Annotated in this window: 22 protein-coding genes; 17 read left to right on the top strand and 5 right to left on the bottom strand. The window is 31.7% G+C overall.

Features of this window, described 5'->3' with window-relative positions; all coding sequences use genetic code 11:
* Positions 1-707: 707 nt before the first annotated feature.
* The 17 genes from KCG49_RS08640 (at position 708) to KCG49_RS08560 (ending at position 19,927) form a co-directional block, all read left to right on the top strand.
* On the top strand, positions 708-1,940 hold the full coding sequence (locus tag KCG49_RS08640; RefSeq protein WP_218545879.1) for a UDP-N-acetylglucosamine 1-carboxyvinyltransferase: 1,233 nt from the start codon (positions 708-710) through the stop codon (positions 1,938-1,940).
* A gap of 15 nt (positions 1,941-1,955) precedes the next feature.
* Entirely contained in the window at positions 1,956-3,248 is a 1,293-nt protein-coding gene (locus KCG49_RS08635) for an oligosaccharide flippase family protein (RefSeq protein ID WP_218545877.1), read from the top strand.
* Between the two features lie 3 nt (positions 3,249-3,251).
* Entirely contained in the window at positions 3,252-4,109 is an 858-nt protein-coding gene (gene murB, locus KCG49_RS08630; protein WP_218545876.1) for a UDP-N-acetylmuramate dehydrogenase, read from the top strand.
* 52 nt (positions 4,110-4,161) lie between these two features.
* Positions 4,162-5,355: an O-antigen ligase family protein gene (locus KCG49_RS08625; protein WP_218545874.1), complete on the top strand. Its 1,194-nt coding sequence runs from the start codon at positions 4,162-4,164 to the stop codon at positions 5,353-5,355.
* A 10-nt stretch (positions 5,356-5,365) separates the two neighbouring features.
* Entirely contained in the window at positions 5,366-6,517 is a 1,152-nt protein-coding gene (locus KCG49_RS08620; protein ID WP_218545872.1) for a glycosyltransferase, read from the top strand.
* A 17-nt stretch (positions 6,518-6,534) separates the two neighbouring features.
* Positions 6,535-7,653 carry a CapA family protein gene (locus KCG49_RS08615; protein WP_218545870.1) on the top strand — a complete coding sequence of 373 codons (1,119 nt, stop codon included), beginning with the start codon at positions 6,535-6,537 and terminating at the stop codon, positions 7,651-7,653.
* The gene (locus KCG49_RS08610; protein ID WP_218545869.1) at positions 7,646-8,683 is read left to right on the top strand and encodes an ATP-grasp domain-containing protein; all 1,038 of its coding nucleotides are present in this window, start codon (positions 7,646-7,648) and stop codon (positions 8,681-8,683) included. Before KCG49_RS08615 ends, KCG49_RS08610 begins: the two co-directional genes overlap by 8 nt.
* A gap of 17 nt (positions 8,684-8,700) precedes the next feature.
* Entirely contained in the window at positions 8,701-9,759 is a 1,059-nt protein-coding gene (locus KCG49_RS08605) for a glycosyltransferase family 4 protein (protein ID WP_218545867.1), read from the top strand.
* Positions 9,747-10,955: a delta-aminolevulinic acid dehydratase gene (locus tag KCG49_RS08600; RefSeq protein WP_218545865.1), complete on the top strand. Its 1,209-nt coding sequence runs from the start codon at positions 9,747-9,749 to the stop codon at positions 10,953-10,955. Before KCG49_RS08605 ends, KCG49_RS08600 begins: the two co-directional genes overlap by 13 nt.
* Positions 10,939-11,967, top strand: a complete 1,029-nt coding sequence (locus tag KCG49_RS08595) for a DUF354 domain-containing protein (protein ID WP_218545863.1) — start codon at positions 10,939-10,941, stop codon at positions 11,965-11,967. The genes KCG49_RS08600 and KCG49_RS08595 overlap by 17 nt, the downstream gene beginning before the upstream one ends.
* A 69-nt stretch (positions 11,968-12,036) precedes the next feature.
* Complete coding sequence (locus KCG49_RS08590) at positions 12,037-12,954, top strand: Gfo/Idh/MocA family oxidoreductase (RefSeq protein ID WP_218545862.1); 918 nt, start codon at positions 12,037-12,039, stop codon at positions 12,952-12,954.
* Positions 12,954-13,793 (top strand): hypothetical protein, encoded by an 840-nt coding sequence (locus KCG49_RS08585; protein ID WP_218545860.1) that lies wholly within the window; start codon positions 12,954-12,956, stop codon positions 13,791-13,793. Before KCG49_RS08590 ends, KCG49_RS08585 begins: the two co-directional genes overlap by 1 nt.
* A 126-nt stretch (positions 13,794-13,919) precedes the next feature.
* Positions 13,920-15,014 (top strand): non-hydrolyzing UDP-N-acetylglucosamine 2-epimerase, encoded by a 1,095-nt coding sequence (gene wecB, locus KCG49_RS08580; protein WP_218545858.1) that lies wholly within the window; start codon positions 13,920-13,922, stop codon positions 15,012-15,014.
* A 109-nt stretch (positions 15,015-15,123) separates the two neighbouring features.
* A complete protein-coding gene (locus KCG49_RS08575; RefSeq protein WP_218545857.1) occupies positions 15,124-16,212 on the top strand; it encodes an MraY family glycosyltransferase in 1,089 nt (362 codons plus the stop codon).
* A 104-nt stretch (positions 16,213-16,316) separates the two neighbouring features.
* Positions 16,317-17,081: a polysaccharide biosynthesis/export family protein gene (locus KCG49_RS08570; RefSeq protein ID WP_218545855.1), complete on the top strand. Its 765-nt coding sequence runs from the start codon at positions 16,317-16,319 to the stop codon at positions 17,079-17,081.
* Between the two features lie 3 nt (positions 17,082-17,084).
* Positions 17,085-19,421, top strand: coding sequence for a GumC family protein (locus KCG49_RS08565; RefSeq protein WP_218545853.1), 2,337 nt, complete (start codon positions 17,085-17,087; stop codon positions 19,419-19,421).
* 86 nt (positions 19,422-19,507) lie between these two features.
* Positions 19,508-19,927 (top strand): CBS domain-containing protein, encoded by a 420-nt coding sequence (locus tag KCG49_RS08560; RefSeq protein ID WP_218545852.1) that lies wholly within the window; start codon positions 19,508-19,510, stop codon positions 19,925-19,927.
* 22 nt (positions 19,928-19,949) lie between these two features.
* Here the strand turns inward: KCG49_RS08560 and rpe are convergent, their stop codons facing one another.
* The 5 genes from rpe to KCG49_RS08535 all read right to left on the bottom strand — a co-directional run bounded on the left by rpe (position 19,950) and on the right by KCG49_RS08535 (position 26,718).
* A complete protein-coding gene (gene rpe, locus KCG49_RS08555; RefSeq protein WP_218545851.1) occupies positions 19,950-20,612 on the bottom strand; it encodes a ribulose-phosphate 3-epimerase in 663 nt (220 codons plus the stop codon).
* A 291-nt stretch (positions 20,613-20,903) separates the two neighbouring features.
* Positions 20,904-21,767 (bottom strand): sigma-70 family RNA polymerase sigma factor, encoded by an 864-nt coding sequence (locus KCG49_RS08550; RefSeq protein WP_094967995.1) that lies wholly within the window; start codon positions 21,765-21,767, stop codon positions 20,904-20,906.
* A 95-nt stretch (positions 21,768-21,862) separates the two neighbouring features.
* Positions 21,863-22,237: a hypothetical protein gene (locus KCG49_RS08545; RefSeq protein ID WP_218545850.1), complete on the bottom strand. Its 375-nt coding sequence runs from the start codon at positions 22,235-22,237 to the stop codon at positions 21,863-21,865.
* Positions 22,238-22,291: 54 nt separating this feature from the next.
* Positions 22,292-22,699, bottom strand: a complete 408-nt coding sequence (locus KCG49_RS08540; protein ID WP_218545849.1) for a response regulator — start codon at positions 22,697-22,699, stop codon at positions 22,292-22,294.
* Positions 22,696-26,718, bottom strand: a complete 4,023-nt coding sequence (locus tag KCG49_RS08535; protein WP_218545848.1) for a chemotaxis protein CheB — start codon at positions 26,716-26,718, stop codon at positions 22,696-22,698. Before KCG49_RS08535 ends, KCG49_RS08540 begins: the two co-directional genes overlap by 4 nt.
* Positions 26,719-26,735 lie beyond the last annotated feature (17 nt).

The following is a 26,735-nucleotide window of genomic DNA, read 5'->3' as shown; positions in this document are numbered from 1 at the left end:
CAAACGCATATGGATTAATTCGATGGGTTAGGCTTCTGTTTAGTGAACACAATAGAAGTCTAGACCAACAAAAAAATCATTCGCTTTGCCGGCATAACAATGAAAACTGAATTCGTAATATGAGAATTTATTACATGGCTAGATTTTATGCGCCATGCAAAATTTAAGAATTTTCAATGTTATTAATTTAAGGGTTAATTTTTGTATAAGACACATACATTGAATAAATAGTCACAAGAATTAATGTTTGTCTTAAGTAATAACTTGGTGTTTTATGTTTCTGGTTTCATAAGTTTTCTTTTAAGTAATTAATGAATTTATAGCAAGAATATCTCATGTCTCCGTCTATTGAAAGTGAATCGACGAGACTTTTAGAGTTTGAAAAATAAGGGGTCAAAAGGGTTACAGTATGCATTGTGATACTGCCAAAAAAAGAATTATAATTTATAGACTTACGTCTGTTTCTCATAAACTATTTTGAGGGAATTTATAGTTTAACTAACACAAATATAATGGTTTGTGTTTAAAAATCCTAGTTTGGTTTGATTATTTAAGAAGAACTTTTCTTACGAAATAAAAAAATATTAAATAATGTTGATTTAATTCTTTTAAATGAATAGCATAGTCTTGGATTTATTTTAGATTTGCAATCGATACAAAAGCATTAACTGTCTGAACTTTTTGTACTTAAATTTAAGAATATTTTAATGGATAACATTATAGTTAATAAATCTCAACTTAAGGGGCAAGTAAGACTTAGTGGTGCTAAGAATAGTGCACTAAAATTGTTAACCGCATCGGTACTTACAGAGGAGCCTGTAGAAATATATAATGCACCAAATGGATTGCTAGATATGCAAGTGCATGTCAAAATGCTTAATACAATGGGAAAAACGTGTGTTGAAGGTGATAGATATTTAAAAATCACTGAAAATGCAATTAACCCGGAATTACTTTGGGATGAACGTTCCATAAGAAACTCATTGTTAATATTAGGTGCATTAACGACACGATTTGGTGAAGGTAAAGTACCGCTGCCTGGTGGCTGCAAACTGGGTGATCGTAAATACGATTTACATGTAATGCTATTAGAGCAAATGGGAGTAAAAGTATGGGAAGAAGACGGTTATCTCTGTACTAAAGCAAAAGGTAAATTGGTTGGCGGAAATATACATTTACCAATGCGATCTACAGGTGCAACGGAAAATGCTATACTTTGTGCTACCTTGGCTGTTGGTAAAACCACGGTTTGGAATCCTCATATACGGCCTGAAATTATTAATCTTATTGCGATGTTAAACAAAATGGGAGCAAAAATTAAGGTTTTTGGGCAAAAGTGTATTGTTATAGAGGGAGTGGGAAAACTAAATGGTGTTAAGCATAGTGTTATACCAGATAATATGGAAGCTTTAACCTGGGCAATAGGAGCTGTGGTTACAAATGGTGATATTGAAATTTTAGATTTCCCATTTGACCATCTTGAGGTGCCCTTGGTACATCTCAGAGAAAGCGGTATGAAATTTTATAGAGGAGAAAATTCTTTAGTTGTAAGAGGTGGCGAGGCTTATCCTATTGATATAAGTACAGGCCCATACCCTGGGATTAACTCAGACATGCAACCATTGTTTGCCGTTTTCGGAGCTGTATCTAAAGGCGAATCGCGTATAATTGATTTAAGATTTCCTGGACGTTATGGTTATGCTGAAGAATTGGCAAAAATGGGTATGGCATACGAAATTGATGGTAGTCTATTAAAAATACATGGCGGTAACCCACTACATGGAGCCAAAGTAAAAGCTTTAGACTTAAGAGCAGGAATTGCATTGTTATTAGCAGGCTTGACCGCAGAAGGAGAAACTGAAATTGACAATGCTTGGCAAATAGGTAGGGGTTATGAAAATCTTCATGGTAAATTAGCCGGACTTGGAGTATCTATATAATTATATGATTTTATTTTGAATTCTTTCTTTAAAGATGTTTTTAGTGTAGGTGCTTCGAAATTCTTAATAATAGTTTTTGGATTAACGACCTCTATAATAATTGCTAGAGTTTTAGGTCCCGATAAAAATGGTACAATTGCTGCTTTATTGGTGTATCCGTCATTATTTATGTCGATTGGCTCGTTAGGAATTAGGCAATCTACTACTTATTTTTTGGGGAAAGGAATTTTTAGTGAGGATGAGATAAAAAAAGCTATAACACAGATTTGGTTATTTACAGCAGTATTTAGTATTGTGGTATGTTTTCTACTCATGAGATACTTCAGCAAATCTGGTGAAAATTTGTGGTTAGTAATGTTAGCTTTAATGCCAATTCCTTTTAAGCTTTTTAATATATACAATTCAGGAATTTTTTTAGGTAAAAACGAAATAGGTAGCTTTAATAAAATCAATTGGATACCAACTGCTATAATATTATTGGTTACGGCTATTCTTGTAATTTGGCTGTCATTTGGAATTTCAGGTTATTTAATAGCTATGATAGCTGGACCGACTTTTATAAGCTTAATATTGTTGTTTAAAAATAAATTTATAAAGTCTTTTGTATTAAAATTCAATTGGTTAATAATTAAACGAATGCTGTCTTTGGGTTCTATTTATGCTCTTGCTTTAATGATTATAAATCTAAACTATAGAATTGATGTTATCTTATTAGACAAACTAAGTAGTGCCTACGAAACAGGTATTTATTCTAAAGGTGTCAGTGTCACAGAGTATTTATGGCAAATCCCAATGTTACTTAGTACAATAGTATTTGCAAGAAGTGCAATCTCGAAAAATGAAAAAGCTTTTTCTTTAAAAGTGGTTCAATTACTAAGGCTTTCTATTTTGATTATTGCAGTTGGAGCGTTGTTCTTGTTTTTACTATCAGAGCAAATTATAGTACTAATGTATGGGGAAGCTTTTATTAATAGTGTATTAGTTTTAAATGTATTATTACCAGGTGTAGTTTTACTTACCATATTTAAGGTTATAAATATGGACCTTTCTGGTAAAGGTAAACCATGGGTGTCATTAAAGGCTATGATACCAGCTTTATTAATCAATATTGTTTTAAACTTTATATTGATACCGAAGCAAGGAGCTTCTGGTGCTGCATTGGCATCTACAATAAGTTATAGTCTAGCAACCTTACTTTTTATTCACTTTTATAGTATTGAGGTGAATATCCCAGTAAAAGCTATTCTAGGTTATAAAAAGTCAGATTTTAATCCATTAGTTCAGATTTTTAATAAAAGAAAGCATTAGGTGATGAAAGCTTATAGAGATTTTAGTTTAACAAATTACAATGCCTATAAGGTAAATGCCATCTGTAAAACTGCTTTTTTCCCAGAAAGTGAAGCAGATGTTGTTAAGCTGTATGATACTAAGAAAGACTTTGTGCTTTTGGGTAGTGGACATAATGTTATACTATCTAAAGAATACTATGATAAAGATTTTATCATTTTTAATGGTAATTTTAATGCCCTTAAATTAGATAGTAGTTCAAATACGATTGAGGCACAAGCCGGAGCTACCATTTATGAAGTTAGTATGCTTGCGCAGCAAAACAGCCTTTCTGGTGCAGAGTTTTTTTATGATATACCAAGTTCTGTGGGTGGTGCAGTAGTTATGAATGCTGGTACTAAAGAAGGGGAGACAAAAACTATTTTGAGTAAAGTTCGTTATTTGGATTTATCAGAAATGAAAATTAAAGAGGCGAATAGTGAAAATTTAGAATTATCATATCGTACTAGTTTATTTCAAAAACGAAATGATAAAATAATCCTAAGTGCTTGGTTTCAGCTAGAGTTCGGAGATGCTTCTATTATAAAGGATGTTATGGAGGCTTCTAAAACAAGACGATGGGCTAAGCAACCAAGAGAATATCCCAATTGTGGTAGCGTATATAAGAGACCACCAGGACATTTCGTTGGGCCAATGCTAGATCAGTTGGGACTTAAAGGTTATAGGGTTGGTGGTGCAGAAGTTTCTAGAAAGCATAGTGGTTTTATTGTAAATATAGATAATGCAACTGGTGAGGATATCCTCGAAATTATTAGACATACCAAAGCGAAGGTTAAAGAATATTTTAACGTTGATTTGGTAGTAGAACAACGAATAATATAAATTTAAAAACTAATAGTACTTTACAGATACTTTACAGAGTAATCAAAATTAAATGGGTATAACAAGATCACAAAAAGGACTTGCTTTTGTACTTTTCTTCATATTGTTGTCGTTTTTTGACTTTTTGTATCCTTCAAAAGGCGATAATGTAGATAGAATTGTACCGCAAATCGGTAGAGCTGCTTTTTTTGGTGTAATGCTGGGTTATATTATTAACTTAAGATTGAAAGGGGTTAAAATGCCTCGACCCATTACAGGAAATGCCTTAAATTTTTTCATAATTGTATTTGGTGGTATTAGTTTATTTCACCTCGATTTAGTTTTTAAAAATATTTTTCCCTTAGTGAAAATATTCTATTGGATTACAGGCTATTTTTTCTTTTATTATGCAATTCTCACAGGTTTAATTACTAAAAAACATCTTATTATTTTAGTTGTTTCGTTGGTGGTGATTTATTTTTTTGTAATCTTAAGGGATTTCTCTAACAGAGATTTGTATAAAGGCTCAAAAACCTTTTTTGTGTCCAATAATTCTTATCACTTGTTAAAATTATTTCCACTGGTTTTACTAGTAAAAAATAGGTTTACCTACGTTTTAATACTTCTCACAGCTATTGGTATAGTTTTAGCCTTTAAACGAGGGGCTTTATTAGCATTCAGCATAGCTTTTCTGATATACTATTTTTATATACTATTTAAGGTAAAAGAAAAAAAACTCCTTAAGTTGATTCTTGGTATTTGTATTGTTGGTATAGCGGCATATTACTTTATGTCAAATATGGACGTCTTTTTGACTCGTCTAAATGACTTTGAAAGTGTTGAAACTGCTGGTTCTGGTAGAGCAAGAATGTTCACCCTTTTAATAGATGAGATGTTTAATAATGACAGCCCATTGATTTTATTATTTGGTAATGGTTTCTATGCTACGGTAGATTTTTTTCAAAAAACCATTGGCCATAGTATTGTAGCGCATAGCGATTTTATGGAGTTTTTTTTTAACTATGGTATTATAGGACTTATTGCGATTATTTTCTTTTTTTATCGTGTATTAAAGCTTTTCCTGTTTTTTAAAGGAACATATAATGGTTTAGTGCTGCTTATATGGTTAGTAGTGGTAGGTCTTGGTTGTTCGTACTCTGTTAATCTGTTTGCTGCAGAAATGATATACGCGGTAATCACTCTAGTTATATTAGAAACCAATAGGGTACAAATATTAAGTAGAATGGGAAATTACGGCCACAAATAAATATTCTAAAATGAAAATAGTTTATTTAATAACTACAAAAGGGCATGGCAAGGGAGGTCATTTTCATAGTTTAAATACTATTGCAAATGCTATGGGTAATAGTAATGATGTCCATGTGATTAATGTGGGTGTACAACAATCAGTTTCCTTAGATGCAAGTAACTATAAAATATCATTTGTGAAATATAATGGATATAATTTTCTTAAAGTGTATTCTCAGCTTAAAAAGCTAGTTAAAGATATTTGCCCTAAGGCTGTTCATGCTTTTGATGTTGAGTCTTTTGCTTTTGGAAGATTGCTTTCTAGGTCTCTCAAACAGCCAAACTACCTTAATAAATGTGGTGGTCCTAATCCAAAACGCTATTATCCCAAAGCAAATAATCTAGTACTTTTTAGTTATGAGAACAGAAGTTTTTTTGAATTACAGAAGGGATATAAAAATGTTAGAATTAACCTGATTCCTAATAGGGTACTACCTGTTGAAGTAGATAATGAAAGGGTTGAGGCTTTTAATAAAAAGTACTCGATGAAAGAAGAAACCACTATTTTGAGAATTGCAAGAATAGGGTATCATTATCATAATTCGATTCTTCAAGGTGTAAATTTAGTAAGGTGGTTAATTGAGCAAGGTTGTGAGGTGAAATTAATTATTCTTGGTACGATACAAAACGAAGAAGTTTATGAGAATATACTTGCTTATATTGATCAGCAAAATATGACCGAACATGTGATTGTGGAAATAGAAGACATGTTTACAAAAAAGGCAAGTCAGTTGATTAATGTCGGGGATTTTATTATAGGTACGGGTCGTAATTTTATGGAAGCAGCAAGTTTAGATAAAACAATGTTAGTGCCTTATAAAGATGAAGATTATCCATTACTTGTTGATGCTGATAATTTTAATCAAGTATTTGAAACTAATTTTTCACCCAGAACAAGAGTAAATAATTATAACAGTACAATAAATTTAGAAAACATACTTAATGTTATTAAATCTAAAAGCCGAGTTCATTCAAAGCTCTGGTTCAATAATTATTTTAATGTTAATGAAGCTATAGCTAAGTATACAGATTTGTATAGCTCATCTGGTAAACGTAAAATGTTTATAATTGATACTGTTTTTAATATATTATATTCAATAAGAGCACTAGTGCTTAAGTAGTAGGTAAAAAATATAGTATGAAAATAATTATTGGAGGCGATGTTTGCCCTATTAATACAAATGAAAATCACTTTAATGGCAACTCTGAAGTGTTTTGTGACTTACAAAATGAGTTTAATGAATCAGACTTAAATATCATTAATCTAGAAGTGCCATTAACTGATTCTTCTAAAAAAATTTTAAAATCTGGCCCAAATATTAAGGGTGCTGTATCTGCCGCAAAGTCAATTAATACATCTAAAGTTCATTTAGTAAGTTTGGCAAATAATCATATTGGTGATTTCTCGGAAGAAGGTGTAATAGATACTTTAGAGGTCTGTGAAAGTAATAATATTAAAACTGTAGGAGCAGGTGTAAACCTAAAAACTGCAAAACAACCTTTCATTTCAGAAACGAGCAAAAAAGTAGCCGTAATATCTATGTCAGATACAGAGTTTGGTATAGCTAATGATAATGAAGCTGGTGCCAATCCTCTAGATCTCTGCGAGCTTACTTTGCAGCTCTTAGAGATAAAAAATAAAGTAGATTACACTATTGTTATATTACATGAAGGCAAAGAGCATTATAAATATCCATCACCTGATTTACAAAAAATCTGTAGATATATATGCGATGTTGGAGCTGATTTGGTGATTTGTCAACATTCTCATATTTGTGGTGCTTGGGAGCGCTATAAAAAATCAAATATTTTCTATGGTCAGGGTAATTTAATGTTTGACTATGCGAATAGGAATTCTGATAATTGGAAGCTGGGTTTTTTAATTAAAGTTAAACTGCTTGACAATGGTGATATTAATATTAATCAAATACCATTTAAACAAACTTTCCCAGGGATTAGAAGGTTGGATAAAGAAGAAGAAAAATTGTTTAGACAGCAATCTATTGAAATGCAAAAGAATGTACTAGACGCAAATTTCATCAGTACTTCATGGGATAATTTTATAAAAAAATACAGGTCATTATATTACAGTGTGTTTAGAGGGCATAATAAAATAATAAGAAAGATTAATTCTTATATACCTATTTCAAATTTGTTTTATAGCCCAATGAAAAAGGCCATTCTATTAAATGCAATAAGAAGTAGGGTACACAGAGAAGTGGTGATTAGTATATTAGAAAAAGATGTAAATGGATAATAAGAACAAAACCATAGTTTTTTTAGTAGATTATAACAGTAGGTTTTCTTATAAATGGAGTGCGAGCCCTTATAAAAGCGGTGTAGATAAAGAGCTTCTAAAGGAAGAGTTCAAAAAGTTTAATCGCAAAATAATGTTTTTATCTTACATGGATATTGATTTTAGAGATAGTGCATTTTACAATGATAAAATTTTTCTTTACACCAGTCAGGAAGATCAAAATCTGTTTTACAAAAGTTTTGTTGAGGATATAATTTTAGGCTTAGAGATGATTGGAGCAGAGGTTATCCCAGGTTATAAATACTTAAGAGCACATCATAACAAGTTGTTTATGGAGATTATGAGAGATGCGATGCCATTGAAAGGATTAAAAAATATTAAATCTGATTATTTCGGTACCTACGAAGAATTTAAAACATATGCTGATTCATATTCTTACCCTGTAGTTCTTAAGAGTGCTTTTGGCGCAACGAGTAAAGGTGTTACGCTAATAAGAAATAAAAAGGAGGCGTTAAAGAAAACTAAGTCATATTCAGTAAGTAAAAATTTTTGGTACGATCTAAAAGATGTTTTAAGATCAATAAAACATAAAGGTTACAGAAAAGAGTCTAAATATAGAAGGAAATTTATAGTGCAAAATCTAGTGCCAGGCATGGATAGAGACTATAAAATATTAGTTTTTGGAAAAAAATATTATGTCTTAGAACGGAAAGTTAAGAAAAATGATTTTAGAGCGAGCGGGAGTGGTCTTATTAATTATACCAAAGATTTACCTGAAGGGATGCTAAATTTTGCAATGAAATTTTTTGAATATCAAAAATTACCATTTTTTGCTATGGATGTTGCCTTTAACGGTAGCGAGTTTTTTTTAATTGAATTTCAAGCACTTCAATTTGGTACACATACCCTAGATACCTCTCCATATTATTTTACATTAAAAGGTAATGAGTGGCTTTGTGTTGAGGAAAAGACGGTATTAGAAATCGAAATGGCTCTAGCCATTGAAAACTTTATAGTAGATCAACAATAAGTTCTTAAAGTATAGTTATGAAAAAAGTACTCATTGTTGTTCCAGATCTAAGCTTGCCTGGTGGCGTAGCAAATTACTATAAGACTTTAAAACTAGATAAGCATAAGGAGGTTTCCTATTTTAATATTAATGGGGGCATTTTTAAAAACACTGTTTTAAGACTTATAGAAAGAAACATTTCTTTTTTATTTCAACTATTTAAGTTTAAAATTGTCCATGTCAATCCTTCTTTCCTTAAAAAATCGTTTTTAAGAGAGAGTGGTCTAATTGCTATTTCATTATTATGTGGGAAAAAAGTGATTGTTTTTATTAGAGGTTGGAATAATGATTTCGAAAAGGAAGTACAGTCTAACCGCATCTACAATCAAATATTCAAGTTAATCTGGTGTAAGAGCGATTTATTTATCGTTCTGGGTAGTACATTTAAGCAAAAGGTTCAAAAACTTGGATATGCCAAGAAAGTTATAATTGAAACAACATTATCAGAATATCAAAAAACAGAACCAAAATCGATTGATGATAGTGAAGAAATTCACCTCTTATTTATCTCTAGATTGGTTAAAGAGAAGGGCGTTTATATAGCAATTGATGCCTTAAAATTAATTCAAACACATCATAATTTATCGCATGTAAATTTATATATTGCCGGCGATGGAGAAATACGAGATGATTTGGTAAAGTATGTTAAAGAAAAAAATGTATCTAACTGTCATATATTAGGTTCTGTCTATGGAAAGGATAAAGAGACACTGTTTAATAAATCACATATATTATTATTCCCAACCTATTATGGTGAGGGGTTGCCAAATGCAATACTTGAGGCAATGGGTAGTGGATTGCCCATAGTATCTCGAATTAATGCAGGTATACCAGATCAAGTAGAGCATAAGATTAATGGTTATTTAACTAATAGTTTAGAACCTGAATGGTATGCTGAAGCAATAGTAAGCCTATTAAACCCTAATACTTATCATACAATTTCGGAAAACAACATTATAAAGGCGAAAAACTACTCAAAGGACGCTGTAAGTTCTAGACTAATGGATATTTACAAACAATTATTATGTCTAAAGTGAATTCTAAATTTGATACTAGTTTTAAAAAGCTGAAGAGTTATTGTGAAGAAGAAAACTTCAGAGGTTGGGACCCTTATGACGGTTTAAATTCAAAACTTTTTCAAGCTACTCCATTGAAGCATTGGCGATTTGCAAGACTCGCCTGGATACAATTATTTAAAAGAAACCCAATAAATTTGAGGAGCCTTTTAAGAGTGCCAAAGGAATATAATTCCAAAGGGATAAGTTTGTTTTTATATGGTTATTGCAATCTGTATGAAATTGCAAAATCCGGAAATAATAAATATGGTAGTGAGAAAGAAGTATTAGATAAGATAAATTTCTTGTCAGATTTGTTGATTAAACTTAGATCAAAAGGTTATAAAAATGCCTGTTGGGGCTATAATTTTGATTGGCAAAACAGAGTGTTTTATCAACCACGATTTACCCCTACAGTTGTTGCGACATCCTTTTGTGGTGAAGCCCTGTTTAAATCATATGAAATAACAAAAAACAATGCGTACTTAGACTGTGCGCTTTCTTCTTGTGAGTTTGTTGTAAATGACTTAAACAGAACCCAATTGGATGGAAATCATTTTATTTTTTCCTATTCTCCTTTAGATAATTCACAAGTGTATAATGCTTCTTTACTAGGTGCAAAATTATTGGCTATAGGTTATACACATATTGAAAACAAGGAGTGGCTTAAACTAGCAAATCAATCTACAGCGACGATAATAAAAAAACAGAACGAGGATGGGTCGTGGATTTATGGGGAAGATAAAGTGCAAAGTTGGATAGATAGCTTTCATACCGGGTTTAATCTTGAATGTATATGGAAGGTATCGAAACATACAGGTAATAGAAGATTTCTAGAAGCATTTAATAAGGGGTTAGATTATTATGTTAATAATTTCTTTCTCGATCAGAAAATACCTAAATACTACCATAACAAAGTATACCCAATAGATACACATTCGCCAGCTCAGTTAATTGTGACCTTATCTCATACAGAATTGCTAACACAATATAAGAGTTTAAAAGATGACGTTTTAAATTGGACAATAGATAATATGCAATCATCTGAGGGTAAGTTTTACTACCAATTAAAAAAAGGAATATCAAGTAAAATTCCTTACATGCGTTGGGCACAGGCTTGGATGTTTAAAGCATTCACTGAAAATTTAAAAGAATCACATAATGAAAATTTGGATTGACCTCACCAACTCACCTCACATAAATTTTTTTAAACCTTTAATAGCTAAATGGAAGCTAGATGGTCATGATATTTTTATAACCGCAAGGGACCTTTCTAATACTTTACCTCTAATTCGCCAGAATAATTGGGATTATGTTGAAGTTGGTGGTCATGCAGGAAAAAATAGATTAAAAAAAATAATGTATTTTCCAAAAAGAGTATGGTTGCTTCGTAAAATATTGAAGAGAAATAAACCTGATATAGGCATTTCTCATAGCTCATTTTATTCACCGATCGTCTGTAAATTATTAAAATTTCCATCGATCTATTTAAATGATAACGAACATGCCAAGGGTAATTATTTAGCATTTAGATTTGCTAGCCTAAATATTTTGCCTGAATTTTTGCTCGGAACAGCTGAGAAGAAAAAATGGTCACAGAAGTATAATATTGAATTTTACCCAGGTATTAAAGAAGGCATTTATCTTTCTCAACTCGATTTTAAAAATGTCAAGAACAAACCTCCAGGTATAAAAAAAATTTTTATCAGACTTGAACCTTGGAATGCTGAATACTATAGAGGTAAAAGTGAATTTATGAACCCTATTATTTCTGAATTAACAAATAACTATGAGGTTAATATTCTTCCAAGGAGTAATGAGCAGACAATATATTTTAAAAAGCAGAAATTAAATAATCTAGTAATACACGAGAGTCCTTTGAGTCTTGAGGAAATTGCAAATAAAACAAGTTTGTTTATTGGTGCAGGAGGTTCAATGACACGTGAGCTTGCTTTTTTATGCATACCAACCTTTTCTGTCTATCAAGGGGAGTTATTAGAAGTAGATAAATATCTTATAGAAATAGGCATGCTTAGACATAGTTATAAACCTAATGTAAATATGATTGAGACTTTTCTAGAAAATTATAATAAATCAGAGGTTAATGATTTAAAAAAAAGAGGGTTAGATGCTTTTGATTTAATTGATAGACGACTCAATGAGCTTGTTAGCAAAACCAAGACTCATTAAACGATCATCTTATTTTAATAAATACAATGCTATTATTAATTTCGTCAAAAAAATAACTTAAAAATAGATATGAAAATTTTAATATATGGACTTGGAAGGATGGGACTTACACATTATGTTATTTTAAATAATTTAGTTCCGAATGCAGAGTTTACTTTCGTTGAACCGAATAAAATTTTGAACTTTCTTAGTAAAAGAAATATAAATGGAAGGTTTCTTACTAACGACCGTAAATTATCTGACCCTTTTGATATTACCCTTATAACTACTCCACCGTTTGTACATGAAAGTTTGGTAGATAAATGTTTAGAAAGAGGAGACAAGATAGTGTTTGTTGAAAAACCATTTGGAGGACATTCAAATTATAGCTATTCAAACCAAGCAAACAATGTGTTTATTGGCTATGTTTTGCGCTTTAACCCTATAATTCATTGGGTGAAAAATAATATCAATCCAACAGATATTTTAGAATGTCAATCTCAATATTTAAGTAATACTATTGAGAATAAACCAAAAGGTTGGAGGAATGGCGTTTTTTCAGGTGTGTTAAATGAAATGGGATCACATATTCTTGATTTAAATAATTATTTGTTTGAGATAGAGGATTATGATGTCAATTATAAGGAGATGAAATCTCATATTTCAGACGTTGATGATGAGGTTAAATTTAACCTTACTTCAAAAGATCGAAAGTTCAATTTTTATTTTAATTGGGTGGATAAAACAATTAGAAAACCTATGTTTAATTTTGAATTAGCACTTAAAAACGGTAGTTCGGTTTATTTTGATCAACAAAAAATTGAGATTAGAAAAGATGGTGAGATAGAAAAGATTTCTGTTGTGGCATTAGAGCAGAAAATACCATTTTATTTAAGAGGAGTGGATTTTACAAAACAGATGGAAGATTTGATAAATAATCAAAATACACTCTGTACAATACAAGATGCCCTTGTAATAAATAACTTAATGAAACAAATTTTAGAGTGATGAAGCTTATATTAGGAGATAATCAGTTCTTTGGTATTAATCATAACGATTTGCAAAAAGGTTTGCAGTCAAAAACAAAGTTCGGTGATGAGGTCAAAATTGAGGAATTTATAAAAAAATCTATTGATTTAGGATTGGATGGGTTTATGATTAATTCCAATGATTTGGGTTATAAATTAATTAGTAACTACAGCCCAATGAACAAAGAAGAAATACATTACAGTATTCCTTACCCACACAAGTACGCATCAATGGTCAATGAAAATGGTATGTTAAGCTTATTAAAATTTTTTATTTCAAAAACTTCAATACTGCTTTTGTTAAGAACCTTACCAAAATTTGTAATAACTCAAAATGTTAAACATTTAATGCCATTAACTGTAAACTTAGAGATTCCAAAATCCCTTACTAAAGGAAGTACGGTTTATCTCCAAAATATTGTTACAGACTTAATCTTAGGGCTAAAAAGATTCGATTTGCTAGAAACGTTTTCTAAAGAGATACGAAGAAAAGGTTATAAGCCAGGATTAATTACTCTTAACCCTTTGATTTTAGACTCATACATTAAAAAATCTAAAGTTTTAAATAAAGAAGATGTAACCATATGTTTTAATATAAATCAATCCGGGTTTAATGTATTCCCAAATAAAGAAAGTGTCAATGAGTTTGCCGTCAGCACTCATAAATATAAGTTGATGGGTATGAGCATATTTTCTAGTGGAGGCGGAGATATTGAAAAGTCCACTAAATTTATAAAGAGCTTAAAACTAAATTATGCCGTATTTGGATCGTCAAAACTTGTTAACATTCAATCAAATATTAATTCGCTTTCAAATTAATAAATTGATCTATGGTGTCAGTTAAATTATTTATGTTTTATATGCAGTTTAAATAAGAATAATCTATTTGTTGTAGGATTATTAGATTACATTTGCTCACTATTAAATAAGGATCCATATCAAATTATGTATAAGTTAACCATCGTTGCTGGAGCGCGACCAAATTTCATGAAGATTGCTCCCATAATCCATGCTATACAAGATGCTAAAGCTAATGGTAAATCCATAGATTTTAGATTGGTACATACAGGTCAGCACTATGATAAAAATATGTCTGGCAGTTTTTTTGAACAGCTTCAAATTCCAGAACCTCATGTTAATTTAGAATGCAGTGGCGGTACACAAGCTGAACAAACGGCTGCTATAATGATAAATTTTGAAAAAGACTTAATGACCAACCCTACGGATTTGGTTTTAGTGGTGGGTGACGTAACATCTACGATGGCATGCGCACTGGTAGCACAAAAACTGCATACAAAGGTTGCTCATGTCGAAGCTGGCATCAGGTCTAATGACTGGACTATGCCAGAAGAGATAAATCGTTTGGTAACGGACAGTATTACCAATTACTTTTTTACAACTTCTGAATTAGCAAATAAAAATTTAAAAGAGAGTGGCGTAAGTGAAAATCAAATTTTCTATGTAGGAAATACAATGATTGATACATTATTGAAGCAAAGGCCAAACTTTATATCACCAGCCATTTGGAAGACTTTAGATCTAAAGCCAAAGGCTTATATTGTAATGACATTACATCGTCCAGCTAATGTAGATGAAGAAAGTCAGCTCAAAGCTATGATTGATGAGATTATTAATCATACCCAAGATTTACCTTTAGTATTTCCTGTACATCCTAGAACAGCAAAAATACTTGAGCGTTTAGAGATTTCCCACCCAAGATTACACACGGTAGCACCTTTAAGCTATTTAGAGTTTAACTATTTAGTTGAAAATGCAAAAGCTGTGATTACGGATTCTGGCGGCATTACCGAAGAGGCATCTGTGATGAATGTCCCATGTATGACATTACGGGACAATACTGAGCGGCCAGAGACTATATTATTAGGCACTAACGAGTTAGTTGGCACAGATCCTAAAAAGTTAAAAGAATATCTAAATAAGTTGTTTTCAGGTAGGTGGAAATCAGGAAAAGATATACCTTTATGGGACGGAAAAACCGCCGATAGAATAGTTGAAACCCTATTGCATATAAATTGTTGACTTAAGTATTAAGTAATAGAAACCATTAAGTATCGCTATATTAGTGATTCTTGCAATTTAAATTTATATAATAAGCATTCCCTTAAGATGTTTTAAATAGTCAACCATTATGATTAAAACATTACTTGAAAGTTTTACTCCAGAAGACAATGTGATTATTTGGTTAATATCCGCATTTGTTTTAGCCTATATCATAGCTTCACTGACTTTTCCAACAATAATCTATGTGTCTAATAAAAAGGGGTTAATGGATGAGCCCGATAGTAGAAGTGTACATTCTGATAAGACACCTACACTAGGTGGCATCGGAATATTCTTTAGTATAACTGTTGTAATGACCATTGTTGGTGCATTTTTAAATACAAAAGTTTTATTGTTGGTTATGGGGGGGTTAACAATACTATTTTTCCTTGGGCTAAAAGATGATTTAACTGTGCTGTCTGCCAGAAAGAAGTTTATAGGTCAGTTATTTGCAGCACTATTATTAATTGTATTTACCGACTCTCGAATTATTGGATTTTCCACAATTTTAGATGTTGATGTTTTACCCTATTGGATATCAATTGGATTTACATTATTCGTTTATATTTTAATCATAAATGCCTATAATCTTATAGATGGTATAGACGGTTTAGCTGGTACTTTTGCGTTTAGTGTTAGTGTGGTATTTGTCTATTTGTTCGTGAGTGCAAAAGATTTGAGTTTAGCAACAATTGCCATAGCGTTATGCGGAGCATCGATAGCATTTCTTAGGTTAAATTTTTCTAGAAATAATAAAATTTTTATGGGAGATACAGGTTCTATGATAGTAGGATTTTTGTTAGCATTCTTTACTATTAGTTTTATCAATATGGCGCAGACCAATGTTGATTCAAACTATTATAGAGCATCCCCAGCCTTAGCCTTTGCATTATTGTTTTACCCTCTTATAGATACATTACGTGTTTTTTTTATTAGAATAGTAGTACATAAGACTAGTCCTTTCAAAGCAGATAAAAATCATATACACCATAGGTTCATTAGAAGTGGTTTTAGCCATTTAATGACGACAATACTGATTTGTAACATCAATATTATTATAATCTGTATCGCTTTCAATTTATTGCACCTTAATCTTAATACACAAATCATTTGTCTATTATTATACGGTACAATACTGTATTTACTTCCATTTGCTATAAAAAAGTTACTCAGCTAAATTAGGATTTATAATATTATATGGTGTGTGAATATAAATAGTATAATGCTTTTGCTAGTCCTCTAAATGCAGTTATATTTGCGATATATACAACAATTGGTTAAATGAGAATAAAAATAATTGCTCTTTTATTTATTATAGTATTTGTTAGCTCCTGCTCTACAAAAAAACAAGTACTCTACATGCAAGATGCCATAACGGAAGGTAGCGGTAAAGTAAATTATGAGTCTGCTAATATACAGCCAAATGATATTTTGAAAATTACCGTTGAGAGTTTAGTACCAGAAGCAGCTATTCCTTATAATAAGAATAGCTCTCAAGGAATGCTGCCTCAAAATATACAGCTGCTTCAGTTAGATGGGTACTTAGTATCCTTAAATAATACCATTAAGTTTCCTGTTTTAGGTGAAATTTCTACTGCAAATAAAACCACACATCAATTAGAAGAGACCATAAAAGATGAATTAATTTCTGGGGGACATTTGTTAAGCCCAACTATTAATGTGCGTCTTATTAATGCTAAGGTTACTATCCTTGGCGAAGTCAATCAACCAGGAGTTTACACTTTCACAGAACAGAACATTACACTTCTTCAAGCACTTGGTTACGCAGGTGATTTAACTATTAACGGAAAGCGTGATGATATCTTGATTACAAGAGAAGTTGATGGCATACGTAAGGTGACTCATATAGATTTAACGTCTTCTTCGTTCATGAATAGTGATTTTTACTTCATTAAACCCAATGATGTTATAGTAGTCAACCCTAACAACCCTAGAGTTAAAAGCGCAGGTTTTGTTGGCAATATAGGTACTGTTTTAACAATTGCATCATTGGCGCTTAGTGTAACCATTTTATTGACAAGATAATTTATGGAAAACCAATTTAATTATACCAATGCTTTTAATGAAGAGGATAATCTAGATTTAAAGCAAGAAATTGGACGCTATTTGCGCTATTGGCCATGGTTTGCTTTAACCTTGGTAATTATGCTTGTAAGTGCTTATTTGTATTTAAAGTACACACCACGTATTTTTGAAACCTATTCAAAAGTGAAGATATTAGATGAATCTGAAGGTTTAGAATTACCCACTTCTGCATTTATTTTTAAGCGAACCAACATAAACCTAGAGAATGAGATTGAGATATTATCTTCTTATCTGATTATGAATCGTGTTGTAAGAGAATTGAATCTTAATACGAGTTTTTATGAAGAAGGTACTATACAAGCTTCACAATTAGAAATACTTCCTTTTGGTTTTGAACAAAATATAAAACAAGATAGTATTTTGAAAAATATGTCTTATAGGCTAAATATTTTAAGCGACGGACTTTTAATTACTGATATAGAAACTGAAATGGAGTTCTCATTCTCTGGTTTTTCAACTAACAATAAAGAACATAACTTACCTTTTAATGTAGACCTTAATTATGACGAGTCTAAAAATTATCTGTTAGGTAAGGCATACGTAATTAATTTTAACCCAATAAAGCAAACGTCTTTAGATTTAAAGTCCAAAATTCAGGTTGAAGCCATAGGAGATCAGAGTGATTTACTAAAATTAATAATTAAAGGAGAAAGTAAAGAGCTATCTGAAAAAATTTTAAATACCTTAATGGACGTCTTTAACAGAGACGGTATTAATGATAGGCAACTTGTCTCTAAAAGAACATTGGATTTTATAGATGAGCGATTTGTTTATCTGGCTAAAGAATTGGATTCCATTGAGATAGATCAAGAAGTTTTTAAAGAGAGAAATAATATAGTAGATATAGCCACAGATGCAGAACTTGGGTTACAACAACGTGTTAAATCCGATGAAGAAGTATTTAGAATAGAAAATCAATTGTCTTTATCAAAGTTATTGGATACTTCACTTAACAGTACGTCAGAATCAGATTTGTTACCTGCCAATATCGGTATTGAAAATGCTAGTATTAATGCATTGATATCAGAATATAACCAAACTGTAATCAATAGGGATAAGCTTGCAAATGGTGGTGGATCCAATAATCCGTTGGTTAAATTGGCAGAAAGCCAAGTACTTGATTTAAAGTCTAATATTAATAGATCTTTAAAAGCATATTCTAAACAGCTAGAGACCACATTAAGGCAACTTAAAGGTAGAAATCAAAGATTGTCAGGTAAAGTATCTAAAATACCAGAGCAAGAACGGTTATTTAAAGCTATTCAACGACAACAAAAAATTAAAGAGAGTTTGTACCTCCTACTACTGCAAAAGCGAGAAGAAGCTGCTATTAACTTAGCTATAACGGAACCTTCGATTAAAGTTGTTGAGAACGCACTTTCTGGGGTGTATCCTATTTCTCCCAAACCAAGAATAGTCTACGCAGGTGCTTTATTAGGTGGGTTGCTTATTCCGTTTGGTGTTTTGTACTTTATGTTTATGTTCGATACTAAGCTTCATAGTAAGGAAGATATTATTAAAGTGACCTCTAAAATTCCTGTTATAGGAGAGATACCAGATTTAAAAAGGAAGAAGGATATTATTTTTACCGATCCTAATGACCGTAGTGCTTTAGCTGAAGCTTTTAGGATTTTAAGCTCTAATGTAAATTATATATTACCAATCAAGGATGGAGAAAATGGTAAGGTGATTTATTGTACATCTACTATTAAAGGTGAAGGGAAAACTTATGTAAGTCTCAATTTGTCTCTTGCACTTTCGAGCATAAATAAAAAGGTATTGCTTATAGGTGCGGATTTAAGAAATCCACAAATACATACATATATTAGTGAAGATAAACAAAAGCCAGGTTTATCCAATTATCTTCACGATGTAAATTATGATTGGAAAGATGCCTTAATTGATGGCTTTGAAAAACACCCAAATCATCAAATTATCTTATCGGGAAGTATACCGCCAAATCCAGCACATTTACTCACCAACGGTCGTTTTAAAAAATTAATTGAAGAAGCAAAGGAAATCTATGATTATGTAGTTGTAGATACAGCTCCTACTATTTTGGTTACGGACACTATGCTTATTTCTCAATTAGCAGATGCCACAATTTATCTGACTAGGGCAAATTACACTGAGAAGAATCTATTGAAGTTTTCTAAAGAACTACAGGATGTGGGTAAGCTAAAAAATATGGCTTATGTTATTAATAGTGTTGGAGCGAGTAAATCTTATGGCTATGGTTACAATTATGGTTATAATTACGGTTATGGATCTAAAAACTAGATTGTAATTTCGGTCACTATGACTTTTATCATAATATTTAAGGGTATTATCATGTAATTTTATAGTGAACTTATAATCAGTATATCATGAGACAGAGAATACCAGTAAGCACTATAATGTCTAAAAACCTTATAGCACTCAATAGAACTGACGATTTAGAAAGAGCGGAGTTATTATTTAAACGTCATAAGATAAGACATATTCCTGTAGTTTCAGGTGAAGTAATAGTTGGTATGTTAAGTTATTCAGATTTATTGCGCATTAGCTTTGCAGATGCTGTTGATGAATCTGAGGCCAACGTAGATACTTTAGTATATAATATGTTTACAATAGATCAAGTCATGGTTAAAAATGTAACCACTGTTGATTCTCAGACTTCAATTAAAGAGGTAGCGAAAATTTTAGCATCAAAAGAATTTCATGCCTTACCTGTTGTAGATAATGGGATTTTAGTGGGTATTGTTACAACAACCGACTTAATTAACTACTTAATTGATCAATATTAAAAAGTGCCGCAAGGCACTTTTTTTATGAGTTAGCTAAGGCTTTTAAGTTTTTAATTGTCTCGGTTGGATTATCGCTTTTAAAGACATGGCTACCAGCTACGAAAGTATCTGCGCCAGCTTCAGCCAATTTTTTAATGTTTTTATCGGTTACACCTCCATCGATTTCGATACGCGTATCTAGTCCTTGGTTATTAATCATTTGACGTAGTTTTTTTACACGTTTATAAGTCACTTCTTCAAATTTCTGTCCACCAAAACCAGGATTTATAGACATTAGTAGTATCATGTAGCATTCAGGTAAAATATCTTCTAAAACATTAAGTGGTGTAGTAATATTTAGAACTATACCGGCTTTGCATCCTGTATCTTTAATTTGTCTCAATGTTCTGTGTAAATGTACTGTAGATTCATAATGCACTGTAATTATATCTGCACCAACTTTGGCAAATTCTTCAATATAGCGTTCTGGTTTTTCAATCATTAAATGTACATCCAATGGTTTCGTTGCATGTTTTTTAATGGCAGCAATTACTGGCATACCATAAGAAATATTTGGTACAAAATGACCGTCCATAACATCGATATGAAACCAATCGGCATCGCTATTATTTACCATTTCTGTATCGCGTTGAAGGTTGCCAAAATCGGCAGCTAGCATTGAAGGGGCAATTAATTTTTCGGCCATTTTTTGTACATTGTTTTGGTTTGCGCAAAGGTAGATAAAAAATGAGGTTTCTTAAGTTTGGAGTTAATAAGATGTTATAAAAAAGTGAACCCACGGTAATCAGCCGTGGGTTCTTTCATCAATCAAAAAACGAACAGTTATGTTTTGTAACTGTTGTTACCTTTATTAGGTAGTCGCTAAATATACGAAAAACTAACCTAAATATGTCTTATTATGTCATTTCGGCTTCGCTCAATGTCCAAATTAATAGTTATTATTAAAGCTTTATTTGGTAACTGAGCACAGTCGAAGTTAACCTAAATATGTTTTTAATATTTTACTTCTAGACGTATGTTTTAATCTTCTAATCGCCTTTTCTTTAATTTGTCTCACACGCTCACGTGTTAAATCGAACGTTTCACCAATTTCTTCTAAAGTCATTGGATGTTGGTTTCCTAAACCAAAATACAAACGAATAACATCGGCTTCGCGTGGTGTTAATGTCTCCAAAGCACGTTCGATTTCCGTACGTAAAGATTCGTGTAACAAATCTTTATCTGGATTTGGTGATTCTCCACTTCGCAATACATCATAAAGGTTAGAATCTTCACCTTCAACCAAAGGGGCATCCATACTTACGTGACGACCAGAATTCTTCATAGATTCCTTAACATCGTTAATCGTCATATCCAATTCTTTAGCGATTTCTTCCGCAGAAGGTGGTCGCTCATGACTTTGCTCTAAAAAAGCAAAGGTTTTATTGATTTTATTTATAGAACCAATCTTGTTTAACGGTAAACGTACAATACGAGATTGCTCCGCTAACGCCTGTAAAATGGACTGTCTAATCCACCAAACAGCATAAGATATAAATTTAAAACCACGGGTTTCGTCAAAACGTTGTGCAGCTTTAATTAAGCCTAAATTACCCTCATTGATTAAATCTGGTAACGTTAATCCTTGGTTTTGGTACTGTTTAGCAACAGAAACGACAAAACGTAAATTGGCTTTGGTTAGTTTTTCTAAAGCAATTTGGTCACCAGCTTTAATACGTTGCGCCAACTCTACCTCTTCATCAGCTGTGATCAAATCCACCTTACCAATTTCTTGCAGATATTTGTCTAATGAAGCAGTTTCCCTGTTGGTTACTTGCTTAGTAATTTTAAGTTGTCTCATTTACTTCTATGATTTGTGCAATGTTTCTACAACACTAGGTTGTTTTTATTATACGTACAAAAGCAATAAAATGTTACACAACTTTTAATTTTTTTTTAAATCTTTAAGAGTTTTACTTTATCTAGATTAATGTCGTCAATGGTTTCATTGGTAAACTTATAATGACCTCTTTTAGTGATTAACCTAAAGCGATATGATTTAATTTGACTCAAAGTGTTTAAAAACAGCCATTTGGATTTTAATAATCTTGGTTTTTGGGATTTTAAACTTAAATCGAAAATGTGCTTTCGTCCTTCTTTTTCGGCAACAATATCCGGTGTTACTTCAATTTTACTACCTTTTTTGAGATATGATTTCGGTGTTTCATAGCCTTCAATATCTGCTTTGATATTGTTGTACCCCAAATTTTCGAGATAATTGATTGAATGATTTAACTCTTCTGCGTATTTGTCTTTGTCTTGTGTTATCATAGCCTATAATATAAGAAATATTAATGAGAACTCCAAGATTAAACGTTTTAAGCTCTAAAGCTCTTCTAAATAATAATTACTTATACGAATCAAATCTTCTTTGTCTAGTGGCTTTTCTATATAATCATAAACTAATTTTGTCTCAGTGGCTTTTACACGATCTTTGGACCAGTTAGATGTGGTTAAGAGTACAATTATGATATCTTTTCGCATGAGCTTTGGAAGTTTAGCGTATTCCTCTAAAAACTCAAAACCATCCATTTTTGGCATATTTATGTCTAAAAATATAATATCAGGTTTAATGTTTTGAGCTTTCTCATCGTTTAGATAGTTCAAGGCTTCTAAACCGTCTGAGGTAATTCTTATATGATTTGTAATCTCAGCTTTTTCGATTATTTTTTTATGGTAGATGTTAGTAGAAAGACTATCATCTACTAATAAAATACAATTACATTTTTTCATTTTATGTTCAATTTTGGAATAGTGAAAATGAAAGTAGATCCCTCTCCAATGCTTGATTTTACTGTTATATTTCCCTTATGGTTATCTACAATACGTTTGCAATTTGCCAAACCAATACCTGTGCCTTCATATTCTTCCTTATTATGCAGTCTCTTAAACACTTCAAATACTTTTTTATGGTATTTTTTGTCTATACCGATACCATTATCGGTGATATAAAAATCAAAAGCCGATGGTTTCTCTTTATATGAAATATGAATTTCTGGCTGGGCATCAGTTCTATATTTTATACTGTTGGAAATTAAATTTTGAAATAGTTGTTTTATTTGCATACTATCGCAAACTACAGTTGGCAATCTTTCTATATTAATTTGTGCATTATTTCTAGTAACATCGTCTTGTATATCTAGAAGTATTGTGTCTAAGAGCTCATTGAGATTAATCGGTTGGAAATTCAGTGATTTATCATCTAGTTGAGAGTAAATGAGTAAATCATTTGTCAATGTTATCATTCTACTGGATGCTTTCTCAATAAAAGATAAGTATTGTAATGCTGTATCATCAAATTTGCTTTCGTACTCTTCTTTAAATAGTTTTGTAAAACTTGTTACTGTTCTTAGGGGTTCTTTTAAATCGTGTGATGCTAAATAAGCAAAGCGTTCCAATTCTATATTAAGCTCTTTCATTTTTTCATTAGCTTCCTTCTGGCCATTGATATTGGTTAGGGTGCCAACCAATGTTTTAATTGAGGTTATTGGGTCTGTATTGACTTGTGCATTAACTCTAAACCAAATATAGCCGTTCGTTTTAGTTTTAATTTGTATTTCAATTTCAAAAGGTTCATTATCGTCAGCAAAATGAGCTTCTAATTTAGCAGAGAACCGTTTTCTTTGATTTGGATGAATAAGCGATTTAAATGAGCTGAATTTAACTTTAATGTCTTTTTTGTTATACCCTAACAACTTATAAAATTCATTAGACCACCAAGCCTTTTCTTTTGTTATATCTTTCCACTCCCATAATGCAGACTTAGATCCTGAAATTGCTAGTCGGTACCTTTCTTCACTTTCTTTTAATTTTTGTGTTATTCTTTTGATTTTAGTTATGTAAAGAGCAATGCCTAAGATGGTTTTTACCGAGCCATCTTCATTACGTTCGTTAACTTTATCACTAGAAATCACCCATTCAATATCTTTTGTGTTCTTATGTAAAATTCTGTATTCTACTTGTAATTCTTCATCATCTTTTAAATTTTTGATTTTTTTGTGGTGCTCTTGGATCAAAGGAAGATCATCGGGATGAATGATGGTTTCCATAACTTTATCGCCAAGTTGCTGTAGGTCATCAACCGAATACCCAGAGCTTTCAAAAATATTTGCACTGGCATAAATGTTTTTTTGACTCACCATATCATAGATGTATATTACAGCAGGGTTGTTGCTGGTAAGATGCTCTAAAAATAAATATAGTTTCTCCTTCTCTTTATTGGCTTTTTTGAGTTTATCTATTTCAATGAAGTTTATAACGACACCTTGTATGCTATCTTCTATATTTCTATAAGGGAAAATTTGAGTTAAAAACCATTTGCCTTCGCTGTTTTTTACTTCTTCGAAATGGGGTTGAAGTGTATTTATAACTTTTCTAGAATGTTCTATTAAGTCTGTACCACCAATTGTTCCAAGAAAGTGTGCGATGGATCTTCCGACGTCTGTTTCTTGTAAATGAAAATTTTCTCTTATTGAAGGGGTAAACTTTCTAATATTGAATTTCTTGTCTAAAAATATGGTTCCAACGTTAATATTGGTCATTAAGTTCTCAATATCAGAGTTGAGCTCTGCCAATTCAGAATTTTTGGATTGCAACTCAGCATTAACGGTATGCAATTCTTCATTAAGAGACTGTAACTCTTCATTAGTACTCTGTAGTTCTTCGTTAGAGGCCAATAATTCCTCATTTGTGGCTTGCATTTCTTCGTTAGATGTTTCAAGCTCTTCTATTGTAGACTGAAGATTTTCTCGGGTTTCATTAAGTGCTTCTTTTAACTCAATTACCTGATCTGTGTTGGATATTATTTTTGGCAACTCCTTATGTTTTTCTTCCTCAGTGATTTTTCTGTCAAACTCTTCAATTATAGTTATAAGGTAAGAACGGCTGTTTACAGATACGATATTAAAACCGCAAACTAGCAAGCGTAATTGTAATAATTTATCATCCTTTATAAGCTTAACGCTTTTTTCTATAGTTTCGGCAGAGCCAGAAATTAATTTCCTTATCGATGTGCTTATGGGTATGTTGAGTTCATCGGGAAGCATTTTAAGAAGGTTGTTAGAGTAGCCTTCATCTGGATAACTAATATACTTTTTTAGTTTCCCTGTGGCATGTATAATTTCATGATTTTCATCAATACAAATACTTACAGCATGCATTTCGTCCATCAATAATTTATTAATGGATTTTGCAATTTTATCATCCAAGGAACTTCCTTGTGGCCGAATTTGAAACCTGCTTTTTTTACTTTTCTCGACGTTCCACATATCCTTATTTCTTATGTTTAGGATACGTTCTGGTTGTATATTTTTATATATTTTCCATTTAGAACTCACTTCTTCAAAATTTTTGCTGAGCATGCCCAGATTTTCGGAACTTCCCAGAAATAAGTAAGCATGAGGGTTTAAGGCATAATGTATGCTAGAGAGCACTTGAAGTTGTAAGTTGTTTTCCATGTAGATTAACATGTTCCTACACGAAATAAGATCCATTTTGTTAAATGGGGGATTGTTTAAAATATCATGTTTTGAAAAAATGATATTGCGTCTTATTTTTGGTAATATGCGATAGCTGTTATCTTGTTTTATAAAATATTTTGAAAGAAATTGTGAAGGTACTTCAGATTCTATACTAAGGTCATAAATTCCTTTTGTGGCTTTATCAATACCTCTGTCATCTAAATCTGTTGCAAAAATCTTGTAGTTGATATCCAATTGCATTTTAGAGAGGTAATCTTCAATTATAATAGCAATAGAATAGGCCTCCTCTCCTGAAGAGCAGGCAACAGTCCAAATTTTTATAGTTTGCTCATTGGTTTTTTTACTTACTATATCTGGTATGATTTCTTTTTCTAGCGTTTCAAAGGCTTCAGAATCTCTAAAGAATTTTGTAACACCTATAAGATACTCTTGTGTTAGTAGAAATTTTTCTTCAGGATTTTCGTGTAAATAATCGATATAATTCTCAACAGTTTTACATTTGGTTATATTAATGCGTTTAGCTGTTCTACGGAACAATGTTGGCTTTTTATATGAAAAGAAATCATAGCCTATATAGCTTTTTATGATTTTTAAAATTCTTCCTAGAGATTCTTCGTTACTCACATATCCTTCTGGTGATATTGGGTAAGCATATTGTGGTTGAGAAACAAATTCTACCAATTCATGGCCCATTTCCTTGGGTGGTATTATATAGTCTGCCAAGCCTTGAGAAATGGCACTTCTTGGCATACCATCAAAACCAGAAGAATCAGGACTTTGAACAAAAACGGTACCTCCAACTTCCTTTATGGACTTAGCACCTTTTGTACCGTCAGAACCAGTGCCGGATAATATAATGGCAATGGCGCGCTCTTTCTGTTCTTTTGCTAATGAATTAAAGAAAATATCTATCGAAAAATTAATTTGATTTTTGGGTTTTCTTTTGGTTAGTTCTAGTTTACCCTTATTGATCAAAATATTTTTTCCACCAGGAATGAGATAGACATGATTTGGTTCTACCTTATCACCTTCTTTGGCCTCTTTTACTATCATTTCTGTATGTCTAGATAGCAATTCTGGCATTAAACTTTTGTAATCGGGAGACAGGTGCTGGATTATCACAAAGGCAAAACCTGTGTTTGATGAGCAATTATCGAAAAATTCTTCTAGGGCTTTTAGTCCACCAGCGGAACTACCAATTCCAATAATATAAAACGGGTTGTCATCAATACTTCGTTTGGAAATATTGCTCTTAAAGTCGTTTTTTTGCATGCTTAGCAATTGTACTG

The organism is Winogradskyella luteola (assembly GCF_019203985.1).
Lineage (GTDB): Bacteria > Bacteroidota > Bacteroidia > Flavobacteriales > Flavobacteriaceae > Winogradskyella > Winogradskyella luteola.
The sequence above is the reverse complement of the archived record's forward strand: the minus strand, read 5'-3'. Positions and strand labels throughout refer to the sequence as shown.